The sequence below is a fragment of the Roseburia porci genome (genome assembly GCF_009695765.1).
In the GTDB taxonomy this organism is placed as follows: domain Bacteria; phylum Bacillota; class Clostridia; order Lachnospirales; family Lachnospiraceae; genus Roseburia; species Roseburia porci.
Window position 1 is genome coordinate 1 of sequence record NZ_VUNI01000035.1, and the last position, 15397, is coordinate 15397.

At 38.6% G+C, this 15397-nt stretch carries 17 protein-coding genes and 1 pseudogene; 12 read left to right on the forward strand and 6 right to left on the reverse strand.

Annotated elements, in window-relative coordinates; translation table 11 throughout:
* The 6 genes from FYJ75_RS13610 to FYJ75_RS13635 form a co-directional block, all read left to right on the forward strand.
* On the forward strand, positions 1-668 hold a 668-nt coding region (locus FYJ75_RS13610), incomplete at its 5' end, for a VirB4 family type IV secretion system protein (RefSeq protein ID WP_408638938.1).
* Positions 669-1013: 345 nt separating this feature from the next.
* Positions 1014-1760, forward strand: a complete 747-nt coding sequence (locus tag FYJ75_RS13615; protein ID WP_005342006.1) for an alpha/beta hydrolase — start codon at positions 1014-1016, stop codon at positions 1758-1760.
* A gap of 24 nt (positions 1761-1784) precedes the next feature.
* On the forward strand, positions 1785-2240 hold the full coding sequence (locus FYJ75_RS13620; protein WP_154430965.1) for a hypothetical protein: 456 nt from the start codon (positions 1785-1787) through the stop codon (positions 2238-2240).
* 231 nt (positions 2241-2471) lie between these two features.
* Complete coding sequence (locus tag FYJ75_RS13625; RefSeq protein WP_154430966.1) at positions 2472-2888, forward strand: YjdF family protein; 417 nt, start codon at positions 2472-2474, stop codon at positions 2886-2888.
* A gap of 49 nt (positions 2889-2937) precedes the next feature.
* Positions 2938-3462 (forward strand): GNAT family N-acetyltransferase, encoded by a 525-nt coding sequence (locus FYJ75_RS13630; RefSeq protein WP_154430967.1) that lies wholly within the window; start codon positions 2938-2940, stop codon positions 3460-3462.
* Between the two features lie 113 nt (positions 3463-3575).
* On the forward strand, positions 3576-3905 hold the full coding sequence (locus FYJ75_RS13635; RefSeq protein ID WP_227909634.1) for a hypothetical protein: 330 nt from the start codon (positions 3576-3578) through the stop codon (positions 3903-3905).
* 277 nt (positions 3906-4182) lie between these two features.
* On the opposite strand, the pseudogene FYJ75_RS14910 reads toward FYJ75_RS13635, so the two are convergent.
* Positions 4183-5333: pseudogene (locus FYJ75_RS14910) on the reverse strand (IS91 family transposase).
* Positions 5326-6177, reverse strand: a complete 852-nt coding sequence (locus FYJ75_RS13645) for a tyrosine-type recombinase/integrase (RefSeq protein ID WP_154430968.1) — start codon at positions 6175-6177, stop codon at positions 5326-5328. The pseudogene FYJ75_RS14910 and the gene FYJ75_RS13645 overlap by 8 nt, the downstream one beginning before the upstream one ends.
* A 338-nt stretch (positions 6178-6515) precedes the next feature.
* On the opposite strand from FYJ75_RS13645, the gene xerA reads away from it, so the two are divergent.
* The 4 genes from xerA (at position 6516) to aac(6') (ending at position 8659) form a co-directional block, all read left to right on the forward strand.
* Positions 6516-7487, forward strand: a complete 972-nt coding sequence (gene xerA / locus FYJ75_RS13650; protein ID WP_154430969.1) for a site-specific tyrosine recombinase/integron integrase — start codon at positions 6516-6518, stop codon at positions 7485-7487.
* 54 nt (positions 7488-7541) lie between these two features.
* Entirely contained in the window at positions 7542-7844 is a 303-nt protein-coding gene (locus FYJ75_RS13655; RefSeq protein WP_195839038.1) for a type II toxin-antitoxin system RelB/DinJ family antitoxin, read from the forward strand.
* Positions 7844-8164 (forward strand): type II toxin-antitoxin system RelE/ParE family toxin, encoded by a 321-nt coding sequence (locus FYJ75_RS13660; RefSeq protein ID WP_154430971.1) that lies wholly within the window; start codon positions 7844-7846, stop codon positions 8162-8164. Before FYJ75_RS13655 ends, FYJ75_RS13660 begins: the two co-directional genes overlap by 1 nt.
* A 66-nt stretch (positions 8165-8230) precedes the next feature.
* Positions 8231-8659, forward strand: a complete 429-nt coding sequence (aac(6'), locus tag FYJ75_RS13665; RefSeq protein ID WP_154430972.1) for an aminoglycoside 6'-N-acetyltransferase — start codon at positions 8231-8233, stop codon at positions 8657-8659.
* Between the two features lie 29 nt (positions 8660-8688).
* On the opposite strand, the gene FYJ75_RS13670 is transcribed toward aac(6'), so the two are convergent.
* The 4 genes from FYJ75_RS13670 to FYJ75_RS13690 form a co-directional block, all read right to left on the reverse strand.
* The gene (locus FYJ75_RS13670) at positions 8689-9234 is read right to left on the reverse strand and encodes a sigma-70 family RNA polymerase sigma factor (RefSeq protein ID WP_456300127.1); all 546 of its coding nucleotides are present in this window, start codon (positions 9232-9234) and stop codon (positions 8689-8691) included.
* Between the two features lie 599 nt (positions 9235-9833).
* Positions 9834-11054 carry a tetracycline efflux MFS transporter Tet(40) gene (gene tet(40) / locus FYJ75_RS13680; protein ID WP_024407615.1) on the reverse strand — a complete coding sequence of 407 codons (1221 nt, stop codon included), beginning with the start codon at positions 11052-11054 and terminating at the stop codon, positions 9834-9836.
* 50 nt (positions 11055-11104) lie between these two features.
* Positions 11105-13024 (reverse strand): tetracycline resistance ribosomal protection protein Tet(O), encoded by a 1920-nt coding sequence (gene tet(O), locus FYJ75_RS13685; RefSeq protein WP_154430974.1) that lies wholly within the window; start codon positions 13022-13024, stop codon positions 11105-11107.
* 366 nt (positions 13025-13390) lie between these two features.
* Positions 13391-13765 carry a TnpV protein gene (locus FYJ75_RS13690; protein WP_013291955.1) on the reverse strand — a complete coding sequence of 125 codons (375 nt, stop codon included), beginning with the start codon at positions 13763-13765 and terminating at the stop codon, positions 13391-13393.
* Between the two features lie 55 nt (positions 13766-13820).
* Between FYJ75_RS13690 and FYJ75_RS13695 the strand changes: the two genes are divergently transcribed.
* Positions 13821-14513 (forward strand): serine hydrolase domain-containing protein, encoded by a 693-nt coding sequence (locus FYJ75_RS13695; protein ID WP_010073961.1) that lies wholly within the window; start codon positions 13821-13823, stop codon positions 14511-14513.
* Between the two features lie 443 nt (positions 14514-14956).
* A complete protein-coding gene (locus FYJ75_RS13700) occupies positions 14957-15316 on the forward strand; it encodes a hypothetical protein (RefSeq protein WP_154430976.1) in 360 nt (119 codons plus the stop codon).
* The last annotated feature ends 81 nt before the right edge of the window (positions 15317-15397 follow it).

Sequence of the window (15397 nt, forward strand, 5' to 3'; positions counted from 1 at the left end):
GTGATTTTTACGATATTCTCATGGCACAGCCGGAGGACGAGGCAAAAGACATTGCATTGTCTTTGGAACTTTTTGTAAATGGTTCGCTTAACATCTTCAACCACCAGACAAATGTGGATGTGGATAACAGATTCACAGTATATGGCATCAGGGACTTAGGTACAGAGCTTAGTCCTATCACAATGCTTGTTATGATGGAGTCCATTCAGAACAGAATTGTTGAGAATGGTAAGAGAGGCAAGGCAACATGGCTCTATATTGATGAGTTCCATGTCTTACTTAATTCAGAGTATTCTGCGAAATATTTACAGCAGCTCTGGAAGAAAGTAAGAAAGCAGGGAGGTCTTTGTACCGGTATCACGCAGAATGTAGTCGATCTGTTGCAGAATTACACAGCAACCACAATGCTTGCAAACTCAGAGTTTGTGGCACTCTTAAAGCAGGCGAATACAGACAGTTCCAAGATGGCGGAGGTTATCGGAGTATCAGAGGCACAGCTTCGATTCGTAACTAATACCGCATCTGGAATGGGACTTATTAAGTGTGGTTCGGTAGTAATTCCCTTTGATAATCAGATCAGCAAGGATACGGATTTGTACAGGCTGTATAATACCAACATTCATGAGAAGATTGCAGAACAGAAGAAAAAAGAAGCAATGCTGCAGTGATAACAGATGAATTTTTATAGAATCTATAGTATAATCAAGAGGTCGGATGAATGTCCGACCTTGATGATAATAAATTAGATATTCACTATTTTTAAGAAGAAAGCATATAAGATTCGATATGAAAAATAAATAAGGAAGCAGTTCTAAAATGTAGCATTTGTACCGGAGAACATGTGGTTGGATTTTAAGATATGCATATCGTACACTTTGACGAGAATATGTTGATTGGGGATGCAGCGGACCTGGATGCATTTATGGAAATGTATGGTGTGGAAGCAATTTCCAAGGAATATTTGTAATTATTAGGGAAAAGAAAATTTGAAGTTTACAGCGAGGTGAAAGAGGTTGAATTATGTAGAATATGGAAAAGAAAACAGCGATGTAATTATCCTCTTACACGGAGGCGGTTTATCATGGTGGAATTACAAAGAGGTTGCTGAAAGACTTCAAACAGATTATCATGTGGTTTTGCCTATATTAGATGGTCATGCAGGATGTGATAAGCAGTTTACAACGATAGAGAATAATGCTTTGGATATTATAGAATTTGTAAATAGCAAATTGGGCGGTTCTGTTTTAATGATGGGAGGACTATCGCTTGGAGGGCAGATTTTGCTTGAAATTTTATCTCAACGCAAAGATATATGTAAGTATGCAATAGTGGAAAGTGTACTTGTGATACCTTCAAAATTTACATATTCTATGATTAAACCGGCGTTTGGAAGTTGCTATGGCTTAATAAAGTATAAGTGGTTTTCAAAATTGCAATTCAAATCACTACGAATAAAGTCGAATTTGTTTGATGAATATTACAAAGATACTTGTGCTATTAGAAAGAGTGATATGATTGCCTTTTTACAGGAAAACTCAGTATATTCACTAAAAGATGGCATTGGAGAGTGTGAAGCAACCGTTCAAATTTATGTTGGAGAAAAAGAAAAGCAATCAATGAAAAAATCTGCTAAAATCATTCATGAAAAATTGCAGGATAGTTTTATACAAGTTCTTCCTAATATGTATCATGGAGAGTTTTCAATAAACCACGCAGATGATTATGTGAGAAAACTATTAGAAATAGTAAAGCGAAGGTAACTTTGAATTTGTGGAGATGTTGAGATGATAAAAAATAAAAAGTACAAAATAGGTTTTGATATATGGGGATTGATTATTTTTATAGTGATTATGATTCCTAATTTTATTTGGTTTGCAGTTCCAGCACCGAATGATATTTTAAGGGGAGAGTCAATTACAAAAACAGTAGATGTAATAGCATCTATATGTCAGGTGTTAATGGTTATGTCGTTATGCATATTCATTAATCAAGAACGTAAAAAAATAAGTATCACACGATTTATTATAACTACAATTATTTGTTGTGTACTGTATTTTTTATGTTGGGTATTTTATTATGTAGGTGTGACGAATGCCATTGTTATATTGGGTTTGACTATTTTTCCATGTTTGACATTTCTGTTTTTTGCTATTGACAGAAAAAATATGCTTGCTGTTATACCTATTTCAATATTTATGGTATGCCATTTGATTTATGGAATGGTTAATTATATTATTTAAGAAACTTTCAGTCTTGTGGAGAGATTGAAAGCATGCAAGAATTTGAATTTGTCTAATTAAGTTAATCGTGCCATATGGCTTGATTATAAATACAAAGATAAAAACGCAATGTACACCTAAAAATGTACTAGAGCTGGTAGGTAGCCCAGCCGTCCTATTTCTAATAGGGTAAGTAACCTGCCCCTCCGGGTTGTCCATTCTTTGTTCCACTATTATTTAGGAGGGATTCTTATGGACAAAGTAAGTGGAAAGCTGACAGTGTATTTTGAAGAACCATTTTGGGTAGGAATATTTGAACGTATCGAAGATGGTAAATTATCTGTGGCAAAAGTGACTTTTGGTGCAGAGCCAAAAGATTACGAAGTGCAGGAATATGTTCAAAAATACTATTTCAGTTTGAAATTCAGTCCGGCTGTTGATACTGTTGTAAAGGATATAAAAAGAAATCCGAAAAGGATGCAGCGTGAAGCGAAAAAGCAGATGCAGGAAATAGGCATTGGTACAAAATCGCAACAAGCCTTGAAATTACAACAGGAACAGAACAAGCAAGAGCGCAAGGTAAGAAGCCAAGAGAAAAAAGAAGCTGAAAAACTGCGAATGTTTGAACTGAAACAGCAAAAGAAGAGAGAAAAGCATAAGGGGCATTAATGTCCCTTGGGCTTTTTGCTCAAATCGGAAGTTGGAGGGATAGATTTCTATGATTATCAGATATGCAGAAGAGAAAAATTTTATAGAATTGCGACAGTTTTATGACGGTATGTGTAAAGTTTTGAGCGGAAAAGATTTTCTGCCGGAGGGAGATAAAGGTGGTTTCCCTCCAGAGGAAATGATCAAAGATGCAATCAAAGAGAGAAATCAGTTTATCGGTATTGAAGATGGTCGAATTGTTGCGGCGTATATTATGAATCATGATCGTGATGAGGCGTATCACGCAGTTAAATGGCTTATTGATGCAAATGATAACGAGACAGTAGTTCTTCATGCCTTGCGTGTCCTTCCGGAATATGGAGGTCATGGATACTCGAAGCAGTTAGTTCAACACGCAATAGACACAGCAAGGGAAAGAAACCTTAAATCAATTCGTCTTGATTGCATAGAGGGAAATGATATTCCACAGAAAATGTATATGTCGTTTGGATTTAAGTATGTGGATAAGGTTGAAATCACATATGTTGATATTGGAGTACCGAGGAAGTTCCTCTTATATGAGTTTGTACTCTAATCAAGACATAATAACAGTTATATCTTGAACATTGTACAAACAAATTCCAGTCTTACGGAGAGGCTGAAAAGCAACAGAAGATTTGAATTTTATGAAATGTTAAGAGGAAGCTAATGAGAATGATGGTAGAAAAAAAGAAATCAATAGTTTTAATTATTATTTTACTTACAATTGTTGTTATTTTTATTTGTGGTCGATATTATTTTGCACACAATAAAAGTTATAAAAATGAGGCAATTGAAAAAGGTGATTATATATATCTTAATGGAGTTAGATATTCTCAAACATCGAAACTAGAAAATTATAAAATATCAAATGTGGTAATTTGTACATCTGACAGTGGGAGAAAATTATATGAGATAGAAGAATATCCTGATTATGAATATATCGCGGGATATTATGCATGGGACGGCGTAATATATAAAAAAGATGAAACAGACTGATAACTTCTTTAGGCTACAATCAATAGCGGTGTAAACGAAAAAGCAGTCTTAAACTATAGAAAAACTGCCCTTTCGTTTGCACCGCGTTTGATTTTGCCAAAGTGAACAAAGTAAGCGTCCGTGTAGCTGATTTGTATGGACTTTCAATTCTTAATCTGTTCACGAAGATTATGAAGTGATTGTGCTGATTGTAAAAATGCAGGTTGTTTTTGCAAAATCAAGGCACGACAAATAGACCTCATCGCTGAGGTTTTTGAAAAAATATAAATAGAACTCTTTAAATCCGTAGAGGTATTCTCTGTTGTGGTTTGCCAAGATGTCCGCCACAACATTTACAAACAGTGACATTGATACCATAGAGTGTTTCAAGTATCTGAGGTGTTTCCATATCTTTCAGTCGTGACAGATACTGCTTACAACCAAGAAGATTCCGACATAATGTCAGATGCTTGGTCTTGCTTCGAGTACATAGTAATCCGTAGTGTCTGATTCTAACAAATCGTTTCGGTGGCACATGCATGAGGAATCTGCGGATAAATTCAATGCCGGGAATGGTGCACTCTTTCCACTTCCCTTCTTTACGATAATCTTTCACATAGTAGGTAACGGTATCGTCGTTCATGCGAATAATACGGTGATTGCTGATAGCAATTCTATGTGTATATTTTCCAAGATAGTTAATGACAGACTGGGCACCATTGAAGGTTTTCTTGCAGTGAGGGATCCAGTCTTTTTCATAACAGGTATTCAGCAATTCTTTGAAAACATAATGATTGCGATATTTTTCGCTACTCCCATGAAACTGAAGCTTCTTCTCATTCCACAAGCGTTTCAGTTCATCCATATATTTACCACGAAACAGCTTTGACAAAATCTTTACTGGAAGGAAGAATTCTTCACCTTTATCACGCCACTGATTTTTAGCAGTCAGTCCACCGCCAAGAAGAATGACATGGATGTGGGGATGATAATTCATTTCGGATCCCCAGGTATGTAATACACAAATATATCCAACCTTTGCACCGAGATGTTTTGTGTCGCTTGTTAATTCATTGATAGTTGATGAAACAGAATGATACAGTGCATCATACAAAAGTTGTTGGTTGCTATAGTTTATGAATTTAGTTCCTGAGGTACAGTAAACACCACATGGAAGTAAGGAGCTTCAAGAACATCTTCCCGACGTTTATCCATCCATTTTTCCTTTGGGAGCGCCTGGCACATGGGACAGCATCTGTTACGACAGGAATTATAGTGAATCTGTGGATGTCCACAGTCTTCACAGAATTGTACATTGGCACCATAAGCTCCGGTTTTGCAGTTGATAATACAATGAGCCACCTTTGCTTGCTGAGGTGAAGGAGAATACTGCTCTAAATAGAGTGGATAAAACCGGTGAAATATATCCTGTACTGTAGGATTAACCATTTATTTCACCAGCTCTCTTATCAAAAGGACTCTGAACACCTAATAATGCCTTGTTGCTAACATGAAGATAGATTTCAGTGGACTTAGGGGAACGATGTCCTAACAAGGTCTGAATATATCTTATATCAACACCATCTTCTAAAAGATGAGTTGCATAACTGTGTCGCAGAGAATGCATGCGTATACTGTGAGGAAGACCGGCAATCTTTAAAGACTTTTTGAATACAAGTCTTGGCCCGGAAGTTGTCAGATATTCACCAGTCCACCTGTTGGGAAAAAGAATTCCGGTAGGTCTTCCACAAGTGAACCAATATTCAGTAAGAATATCGAGAGCTCTCTTGGACAATAGTGCATAACGAGCAGTATGAGTTTTAGAGTCTCGTATATAAATCTGCATATTTTTTCTTGAAATATCTTCATAGTGCAAATGTAATACTTCTGAAATCCGTAAGCCGGAGGAATACATGATTGCAAAAATAGCTTTATATTTTAAATCTTCTGTTGCATTTAAAAGTTTCTCAACATCATGAAAAGAAAGAACTTCTGGAACAGCATAATCATTAATGGCTCGAGGTACTAAGTTATCATCCCATAGCTTACCTAAGACGCGCTTATAAAAAAATACAAGCGAGCCGTTGTTATTGTTAAGTGTAGAAGCTTTATCTCCTTTGTTTTGTAAATGCAGAAGATAATTTCTAGCGTCTTCGCAGGTCAGTTCTTCGGGATTTTTTTTTATGAAATTCAAAAATCGAGAAACATTTTTCTGGTAAAGAGTAATAGTTTTAGGCTTAAGATTTCTAAGCTTGCCAACATCTTCGATTTTATTAATATATGATTCGTACATAAAATAACCTCCATGAAATAAAAGTAGTAATACAACGTTAACTAACCTATCATGGAGGAGCATTTGCAAAATAAAACTGCTTGTGAAAGCAGCCTGAAGGTGGTATCATTTTCATAGGCAGTTGTCGGGACTAAGCCCGTGTTTGAAGTTTGTTATTGGTCGTACTTTGACAATACTATCTTGGGACAATCCTGTCACTGCCTTTTTTAGAAAAAGTAAAAAACTGCGCCACAGCCTTGGCAGGCCATCGCGCAGCGATTTTGTTCACTTTCAGTAATACGATCTGTTGATGTGCTGATTTTTCTACGATATACTCCTTCAAAAAGGAGTGTGCTCTTATGGGTAGAGAAATTTATGACATCATCAATGACATGGCAGAAGTATTAAATGCATCGCAGATGCAGAAACTACAAGAGGTGTTGGTAAAACGGTTATCTGAAAATACTGTATCTGATTATTTGCAGACAACGAATGTGGAATTTCTAGATATGTTTTTAACTGCAAAGCATTTAGAAGGGTGTTCTGACAAAACTATACGCTATTATAGGTGTAATATCGAAAAGATGTTGGATACAATAAATATTCCGGTCATAAAGATAACGACCGAGATGCTACGAAAATATCTTGTAGAGTATCAAACGATAAATAATTGTGGAAAGGTAACTATTGATAATATTCGTAGAAGTCTTTCCACATTTTTTTCGTGGCTAGAGGAAGAGGATTATATTATAAAAAGCCCAATGAAAAGAATTCATAAGGTAAAGACTGCCGTTATTGTAAAAGATACCATTCCGGATGAGAAAATAGAAATTCTTAGAGATAATTGTAATAATCTGCGTGATAGGGCAATGATTGATTTTCTGCTTTCAACAGGAATTAGAGTAGGCGAATTGGTAAGGCTGAACATTGATGATATAGATTTCTCTGAGCGGGAATGCGTGGTTTATGGCAAAGGAGACAAAGAGAGGAAAGCATATTTTGATGCTAAGACCAAAATTCATTTGTTGAATTATATTGAATCAAGGACAGATAATAATATTGCGTTATTTGTGTCGTTAAACAAACCACACAGTAGACTTACTGAAAGCGGTGTGGAGTTACGATTACGAGAAATGGGGAAGAAGTTAGGTGTAGAAAAGGTACATCCACATAAGTTCAGAAGGACTATGGCCACCAGAGCAATTGAGAAAGGTATGCCGATTGAACAGGTACAGAAAATTCTGGGACATGAGCAAATAGATACAACGCTCAGATATGCAATGGTTAATCAAAACAATGTGAAGCTATCGCATCGAAAATATATTTCATAGATTGACTTGTAACGCAAAAGACGTTACAATAAAAGAAAGATGGAGGTGTATTCTATGGGAAAAACAGCAACATTAAATATAAGAGTAAATCCAGAGGTAAAAGAAAATGCAGAAAGTGTATTGGCACAATTAGGGATACCAATGGCTACTGCTATAGATATGTATTTAAAACAAATATCATTAGTAGGAGGAATTCCCTTTTCTATTGTATTACCAAAAGCAGCTAATTCAGTGAATGCAGATATGATGTCTGTTACACAGATTCATCAAAAGTTAGAAAAAGGGTATGCCGATATAGAGAAAGGAAATGTTGAGGATGCAGCTAGTGCGTTTGTGGCATTTAGAGAGAGGCATTAATGAAGCAATATAAGGTAGAGATTACAAAAGAAGCTTTGCAGGATATGGAAGATATATACAATTATATTGCTATAGATTTGCTTGCTCCTGATAATGCAATGGGGCAATATAATCGCATTGCAGATGAAATACTTACATTAGACACTTTCCCGGAACGATTTAGGATTATGGATTCTGAGCCGGAAAAGAGAATGGAGTTGCGTAGAATGCTCGTCGATAATTATTCAGTGTTTTACACAATCCGTGACGAAAGGGTAATTGTAACGGATGTGTTATACACGGCATCTGATATAGAAGCACGTTTGAGAGGCGAGATATAAAAGCACGCGTTTATTTGAAGTTGCAGAATTGCAAAATTCGATTTTATGAAATAAAGAGGTTAGTCTATGATAGCAACGAATAAATACATTGAGGTAATGGCGCCACTAATTGTTCAACTGTGGCCAGATAATACGAAAGATGAAGCTATAGAAATTATAGAAGAATATCTTTATGGTGAGGAGACAGGAGCTTTTGTCCACTTTGTAGATAATCAGTGTGTTGGACTAGCTTTATGTAGTTTAAGGCATGATTATGTAGAAGGTTGTAAATCAAGTCCGGTGGGTTATCTTGAAGGTATCGTTGTCGATGCGCAGTTCAGAAATCATGGAATTGCAAGAGTATTATGCGCTGAATGTGAACAATGGGCGAAAGATAAAGGCTGTAAAGAGTTTGCAAGCGATTGTGAAATAACGAATGAAGATTCATTTAGATTCCACATAAATATAGGCTTTGACGAAGAAAACAAAATTATTTGCTTTAAGAAGGAAATCTGAAATTACAATTTGTAAAGCACACTCAAATTTCAGTCATCCGGTGAGATTGAAAGCGCGCATGAATTTGAATTTTCTATTATCTTTCTTAGTTTTATTAGGATTCTGGCTTTGCGTTTGTTTACAACGCTCTGGGTTATGCCCAACCTCGCCCCGACTTCACGCTCGGAAAGTCCGTCAAAAAAGATTGCCTGTATCAGCTCCTGTTCACTATCCGACAGCAAAGGCAGGGCGGCTTTCAGCCTGTCCACCATGACCGCATTGACAACGGTTTCTGCAATGTCCACCGCTTCATCAGTGATAAAGTCCAGAGGATTCCCCTCGCTGTCCGTAAATCCGTCGAGAGATAGCAGTCTATTCTTTGTATCTAATTTTTGCAGATAACGCCACCGTTCCTTGTCACGGTAGAAGTCTGTGTATTGCTCCCTCACGACTTCAAGCAGACAGCCTTGAATGGGGATAAACAGCTTGTCCATATAGGTCTGGTCGGATTCCCTGCAACGGCAGAACTCCGTGTAGGATAATTCCACATAGCCGCCACTTTCTCTGATATATACCTTTCTTGGTGCATATTTCACCATAAATACCTCCCATCTGAATTTTTGAAATGTAAAAAATCCAGATGGAGAGGCGGAGAACGACACCGCATATCAGAAACAGCCCTACGGCACTTTCCAACAAAAATCGACAAAAGAAAAACCGCAAAGGCTCTGTGACCTTTACGGTTATAGGAAATAGTAATTCTATTGTATGGAGATTGTACTTCTACTTTCAAGGTGAGAAGTACCGTTGCACTGGCAGAAATTTTTTTAACTGGTTTCCTGCCGTTCTCTGATATGCTATGTATTGATAAATTTTGCTTCGTATGAGCAGATAGATAACTGCCCGAAAAAAGGACATAAAAAAATCCCTCCAAATTTAAAAACAAATTCAGAGGGTAATTTAGGGTATAACAAAATAACCCACCCGAATATCGTTTTTTTTATTTGGTGAGTTTGTTCTTTCAAATACGAAACAAATGCTCATGTACGGTAAAGTATCACAAGAAAATTATGTCGAATTGACAGCCGCCTCCGCTATACCGAATAAGGAAATAAAGAGTCCTCAAATTTTGCGCTACTAAATGAAGACGAGCGGAAGTAATCTCCCGCTCGTCAGTAAACTTAACTATGCCATATCAATCCCGCTTCTTTCCCGCCACCGGCACTAAGAACAGCGCGGGCAACAGCAGGAAAGCGGTACAGACCAGCCCCCAGGGTATGGACACCTGCTGGGCTACCAGCCCCACAATAGGCCCGCCGATGATCTGCCCGAAAGAGTCCAGCTGTCCGCTGGTGGAAAAGACTGTGGCGCGCATTTTCTCATCCACATGGTCGTTCATCCAGGCGGCCAGCACAGGCTCCTTGATGGTGCGCATAAGCCCCGCCAGCAGGAACACCAACAACATGAACCAAAAGCTCCGCCCCACCGCGAAGAGAACCAGGCACAGGATATACCCGGCGCTGGTGGACATGACCACACTGGTTCGGCTGACAGTCCCTTTTTTCTCCATGCGGGCGATGAGCAACTGAGAAGCCAGAATACCTAAGCCGTTGCCGATAAGACTGATAACACCGAACCAAGTGACGCTGTTCAGCGGCCCGATAACGGGTATTACCGTGTCATCCAGAAAATGAGCGGTGGAGAGCCGGTCAAAGCCTTCACTGGCAAGTCCCCCGCATAGTGTGATTGCTAAGAGCGCCAGCAACACAGGTGCGCCTTTCACAAAGCCCAGGTTGAGCTTGAACAGGCAGACAAAGTCTTTAAGCAAGCCCTGCCGTTCCTCAATAGCAGGGGAGAAGTTGGTTTCTGGCATGATGCGAACCATCACCAGCCCCAACAACAAGCACAAACTGCCCCCCAAGATGACAGGCATTTGCAGGTTTATGTTTCCCAGCAGTGTGCCCAGCACCACGCCCAGAACGCCGCCGATTTGCCCCATTTGACTGCCCCGCAGGAACACCTTGTCTATGGGTTTGTCCTCTTCCTCCGAGGCAATCCACGCCTCCAGAGCGCCGGTGATGAAGGTATCACCGCAACCCCAGACAACCTGGGCCAGCAGAACCGGCGCGAACCACGGTAGCGCACCCTCCATCAGAAAGCCCAGGCCGTAGAGGAACATTCCAATCAGCACCGAGCGCCGACGGCTATACAAATCCGCCACCACACCGGTGGGTATCTCGAACAGAAAGCAGGAGGTCTCCAGAACCGTCCCTACCAGGACAAGCTGGAAAGCATCCAGCTGCACCACCTCCAGGTGGTACACGATGGAAAGCACTGTGGACATAGAAACCGCCAGGGAACAGACAAATCGGAACAGCAGGTAGACAGAATATGCCTTTGAATTTTTAGCAAACATGAAGTTACATTCTCCTTTCAAATCTCATTTTATATGACTTTTGCAAGCTGTTAAGCTAACTTGTGGAACATATGCCGAACCTTATCTATACGGCTATTCGGGCGGCGGGGTTGGCAAATAAATTTACCAATAGCTGGCTGGTATCCTTTTAACTCTGTCAAGCAGACTCCCTGCCCATTTGTGAAATAAGTTAAATCGTTCCTGTATTCTTGAATACATCTAGCAGGGATTTCTCCTTTCAGAATGACCTCGTCATTCTTTATCTGAGTACTTACAATATCTGCACAATACCTTGGAGCATCATGATACGCCCGTGAGAGATATTCCTGCGGTGCATAAATTTCAAAGTGGAGATATGGCTCTAATAGTTCTGTCCCTGCTTTTTTTAAAGCCTGCTCCAATACGATAGGGGAAAGCAGCCGAAAGTCTGCGGGGGTACTTACAGGACTATAATACAATCCATATTCAAAACAGATTTTACAGTCTGTCACTTTCCATCCATACAGCCCCTGCTCGCAGCCATAAAGAACCCCCTCCATAACCGCATTTTGGAACGATTGATTTAAATATCCAAGTGAAACTCTGCTTTCATACTGCACTCCGCTTCCAATAGGGAGCGGCTCTATGGACAACCCGACAGAAGCCCAGAAAGGATTTGGCGGGACTTCTATGTGGATGGTATATTCTGCTTTTCTAAGCGGTCTTTCCATATATATAACAGTAGGCTCTTTTATTTCTGCCTCCACATGATATTTTTCCTCAAGGATGGCACAAATGACTTCCATCTGCACATTCCCCAAAAAAGAAAGTATAATCTCATGCGTTGTAGTATCCACATAATATTTTAAAAGAGGGTCGCCATCTGAAATTTCTGTAAGTGCCCCAAGCAATATTTCCCGCTGTTCAGGTTTCTTTACTGCAATCGTTGTTTGGAGCATAGGGAGAGGATTTTCAATAAATTTTCTCTGCGGCAACAGCATTTCGTTCCCCAAAATACTGTTTAGCTGCAAAACATCATTTGGTAAAATTACAATATCACCAGAGCAGGCTGTATCGGATGGATATAATTCACCGTTTGTCGGAACACACATCTCTGTGATTTTTATTTTCTCTTTTTCAGATATTCTAATAACATCCCTCAAATGCAATGTTCCGCTATATATACGCACATAAACAAAACGCCGCCTTTTCTCTGAATATTCAATCTTAAAAACCTGCCCGCATAATTCAGATTGACCTTCAGGCGTTGATGAATAAAATTTACTGGCAATCACTTCTATAAGCTGCCGAATCCCCAGATTGTTTTTAGCGCTTCCGTGATAAACGGGAAATAACGTTCCGTTTTGGAATCTCCTGTTTTCTTCCTGTTCCAGTTCTGACATTTTAAACGGTTTCCCTGACATATATTTCTCTAATAGTTCATCGTTTCCCATAATTACCGCATCCCACTGTTCCATATCGTCATTGTCCGTTACATTTATATGGGGATGCTGCCCAACCTTTTGCTTCACTATAATTTCCGAAGAAAGCTTTGCTTTCATTTCCCGATATACCATTGGCAAATCAATCCCCTCTTGGTCAATTTTATTGATGAAAAAGATTGTCGGAATCTTCATTGTCTGTAGTGCATGAAACAGTATACGGGTCTGTGCCTGTATGCCATCCTTTGCAGAAACTAATAATACTGCTCCGTCTAAAACGGATAAAGAACGGTATACTTCCGCCAAAAAATCCATATGGCCTGGCGTATCTATAATGTTGACTTTTACATCCTCCCACTGAAAAGATGTCACTGCTGTCTGGATAGTGATTCCCCTTTGACGCTCCAAATTCATTGTATCTGTCCTTGTTGTGCCTTCATCTACGCTCCCTAGTTCTGCAATTGCACCACTGGTATATAATAAACTCTCCGTTAATGTTGTCTTTCCTGCGTCAACGTGAGCCAGAATGCCTATGTTAATTATTTTCATGTGATTTTCCTCCTATCAACACCCAAAAAAGGGCATAAAAATACCCAGTGATAAATACTCCTATCACTGGGTAAATAACTCCAATAGCCCCAAAACACTTATATGTTTTCGGGCATATAAAATTACATGATAAAAGTATTCTTAAACTGGGTACAAAAAACTAAGCCCCATATTAAAAGTGAAACGGGACTGCTACTTTTTGTTCCCACTATCAAATTGACAGTTTATTTAAGAATACCTTGCCGCATATTTATTAACTCCTTGTATAAAACTGAATCTAATTATATTCCTTAACCCTTTATTTGTCAAGCTGACAAACTAAAGCAGAAAAAGCGGCAGGATTTCCCCCTGCCACTAATCATCTGTTTATGCAAAAATAATTTCCTTTTCCACAATCTCCCTCGCACAAGCCCTTATGTTATTGAGGCATCCTGTCCATTCTAAGGCGTTTTCTGCCTTTAGCTGTTCCGTTATGCCCTGTGCCTGTTTCATACCCTCTATGAGCCTTTCAAAGCGTTCCTGTGCCTGTCTGTTGATGTCGGCAAGGTAGGCGTTTAGCCTGCCGCTTGTAAGAAGATTGGTGTATGTAACTTTACGGTACTGTTTTAGATAATCTAAATGCCGTTGCCCCCAGATGCCTATTGCCTGTTCTTCTTCGGCGGGTACAGTTAAGCACGGTATCAAATAATCCCCTTGCCTTTCGTATTTGCCGCCCAGTTCCTCAAATAATGATTGTACAATAGACAACTATTTATCTTTACCGGAAGGAAATACATATCCAACAATAGAGGAACTATTGACACATACTTCAGGCTATAAAGGATATTATTTAGAAAGTCCTATGGTTTCTAACTTTTTTAATGGTAGAAATGATTTTTATGGTGTTACAAAAGAAATGGTTTCTGACAAAGCAGGAAACTTGAATATGAATAAAGCAAGTTATGATTTCGTATATTCTAATTATGGTTATGCAGTATTAGGACTTGTTCTTGAGTCAGTATATGAAACGGAATATACAAGCTTGTTAAATGATTTTGCACAAAATGAATTATGTTTAACCTCAACACAGATTTCTGATAAAAGCGGAGACCTTGGAAAGTATTGGGATTGGAAAGAAGGCGATGCATATTTGTCAGCGGGAGCTGTCACATCAAATATTGAGGATATGCTTTTATACGCACAGATGCAACTTGAAGATAATTCATATTTTTCAGATTGCCATAATAGCCTGAAAAGCATTAATGCATCAACCGAAATGTATAAAACCATGGGTATTCATATGGATGAGATAGGAATGTCTTGGATTCTTGATAGTAAGAATAACATCATATGGCATAATGGTGGTACAGGAAATTATAATAGCTATCTTGGTTTTAATCCCGAAACAGGTACAGCTGTTGTTGTGCTTTCAAATCTCGCCCCGAATTATAGAGTCCCAGCTACTGTATTAGGTGTAAAATTGTTATTAGAACTTGATAATGAGAAGTGAAACTTTCAGTTTCATGTTGCTTTTAATAATTGAATATTGAATGATTTTACATAGCCGTTAAGGAGTAATTTTTGCTCCCTAGCGGCTTATTTTATTTTTCAAAGTAGGAGTCGGCAGGAATTATTTCCATGGGGCATGACCCCGCAAAGGAGCATAGCTGACACCCTGGTTATGGGCAGGCAGGACGAAGGAAGTTAGGACCTCTGGAGACAGAGATGATCCTGGTGGATATAGGAGGTTAGCTGCCATAGAGGGATGGGTATACACAAGGCCAGTAAAGCGAAAAACAATGACGTTTTATTTTGTATACCATTTATCCGCTATTTCAGTACCTGATACAACGAAATGCTCATAGCATCGGCTTATTCGCTGAGATATACAAGGCTTAAAAACCTTGAATTTTCAATAAAAAAACACTTGATTATATGAGGAGGAATGTAATCATGAAAAAGAAAATAAGAAAAAGATATCATTCAGAAGAAGCTGTAAAAAAAGCTTTAAAAATTGAATCTTTTCGCAATTTAACTAAGGATAAAGTGATGGAGTTTTCATCTATGATTCCATATATGGAAAAGGAAGTGGCGGTTGAAATAATAAAGCAATTCCCTGTATATGCAGAGTTTGTTGAATCAGTAATAGAAAATTATACACAGTTATGCAAAACAATATTAGAAATAAATAAAGAAGAATATGAACAAGCAGTTTATGCACATCAGTATATTCTTGAAACTTTTGCAAAGCAATTGGAACAAGCCCTGTGTGTTAGAATAGTTGTCAGTGAAAGAAAAAAGTTTTTGTGGTAGTATATAACTATCACAGGAAGGAGCTTTCACTATGAACTACAGTCAAGAACTTAAGGAAGCCTTGCTAAGAAGAATGCTTCC

What these genes read in the sequence shown, in the direction of transcription:
- FYJ75_RS13620 (WP_154430965.1), top strand. Translation starts at nt 1,785, where the DNA reads ATGATAAAAAATAAAAAGTACAAAATAGGTTTTGATATATGGGGATTG.
- FYJ75_RS13625 (WP_154430966.1), top strand. Translation starts at nt 2,472, where the DNA reads ATGGACAAAGTAAGTGGAAAGCTGACAGTGTATTTTGAAGAACCATTT.
- FYJ75_RS13630 (WP_154430967.1), top strand. Translation starts at nt 2,938, where the DNA reads ATGATTATCAGATATGCAGAAGAGAAAAATTTTATAGAATTGCGACAG.
- FYJ75_RS13635 (WP_227909634.1), top strand. Translation starts at nt 3,576, where the DNA reads ATGAGAATGATGGTAGAAAAAAAGAAATCAATAGTTTTAATTATTATT.
- FYJ75_RS13645 (WP_154430968.1), bottom strand. Translation starts at nt 6,177, where the DNA reads ATGTACGAATCATATATTAATAAAATCGAAGATGTTGGCAAGCTTAGA.
- xerA (WP_154430969.1), top strand. Translation starts at nt 6,516, where the DNA reads ATGGGTAGAGAAATTTATGACATCATCAATGACATGGCAGAAGTATTA.
- FYJ75_RS13655 (WP_195839038.1), top strand. Translation starts at nt 7,542, where the DNA reads ATGGGAAAAACAGCAACATTAAATATAAGAGTAAATCCAGAGGTAAAA.
- FYJ75_RS13660 (WP_154430971.1), top strand. Translation starts at nt 7,844, where the DNA reads ATGAAGCAATATAAGGTAGAGATTACAAAAGAAGCTTTGCAGGATATG.
- FYJ75_RS13700 (WP_154430976.1), top strand. Translation starts at nt 14,957, where the DNA reads ATGAAAAAGAAAATAAGAAAAAGATATCATTCAGAAGAAGCTGTAAAA.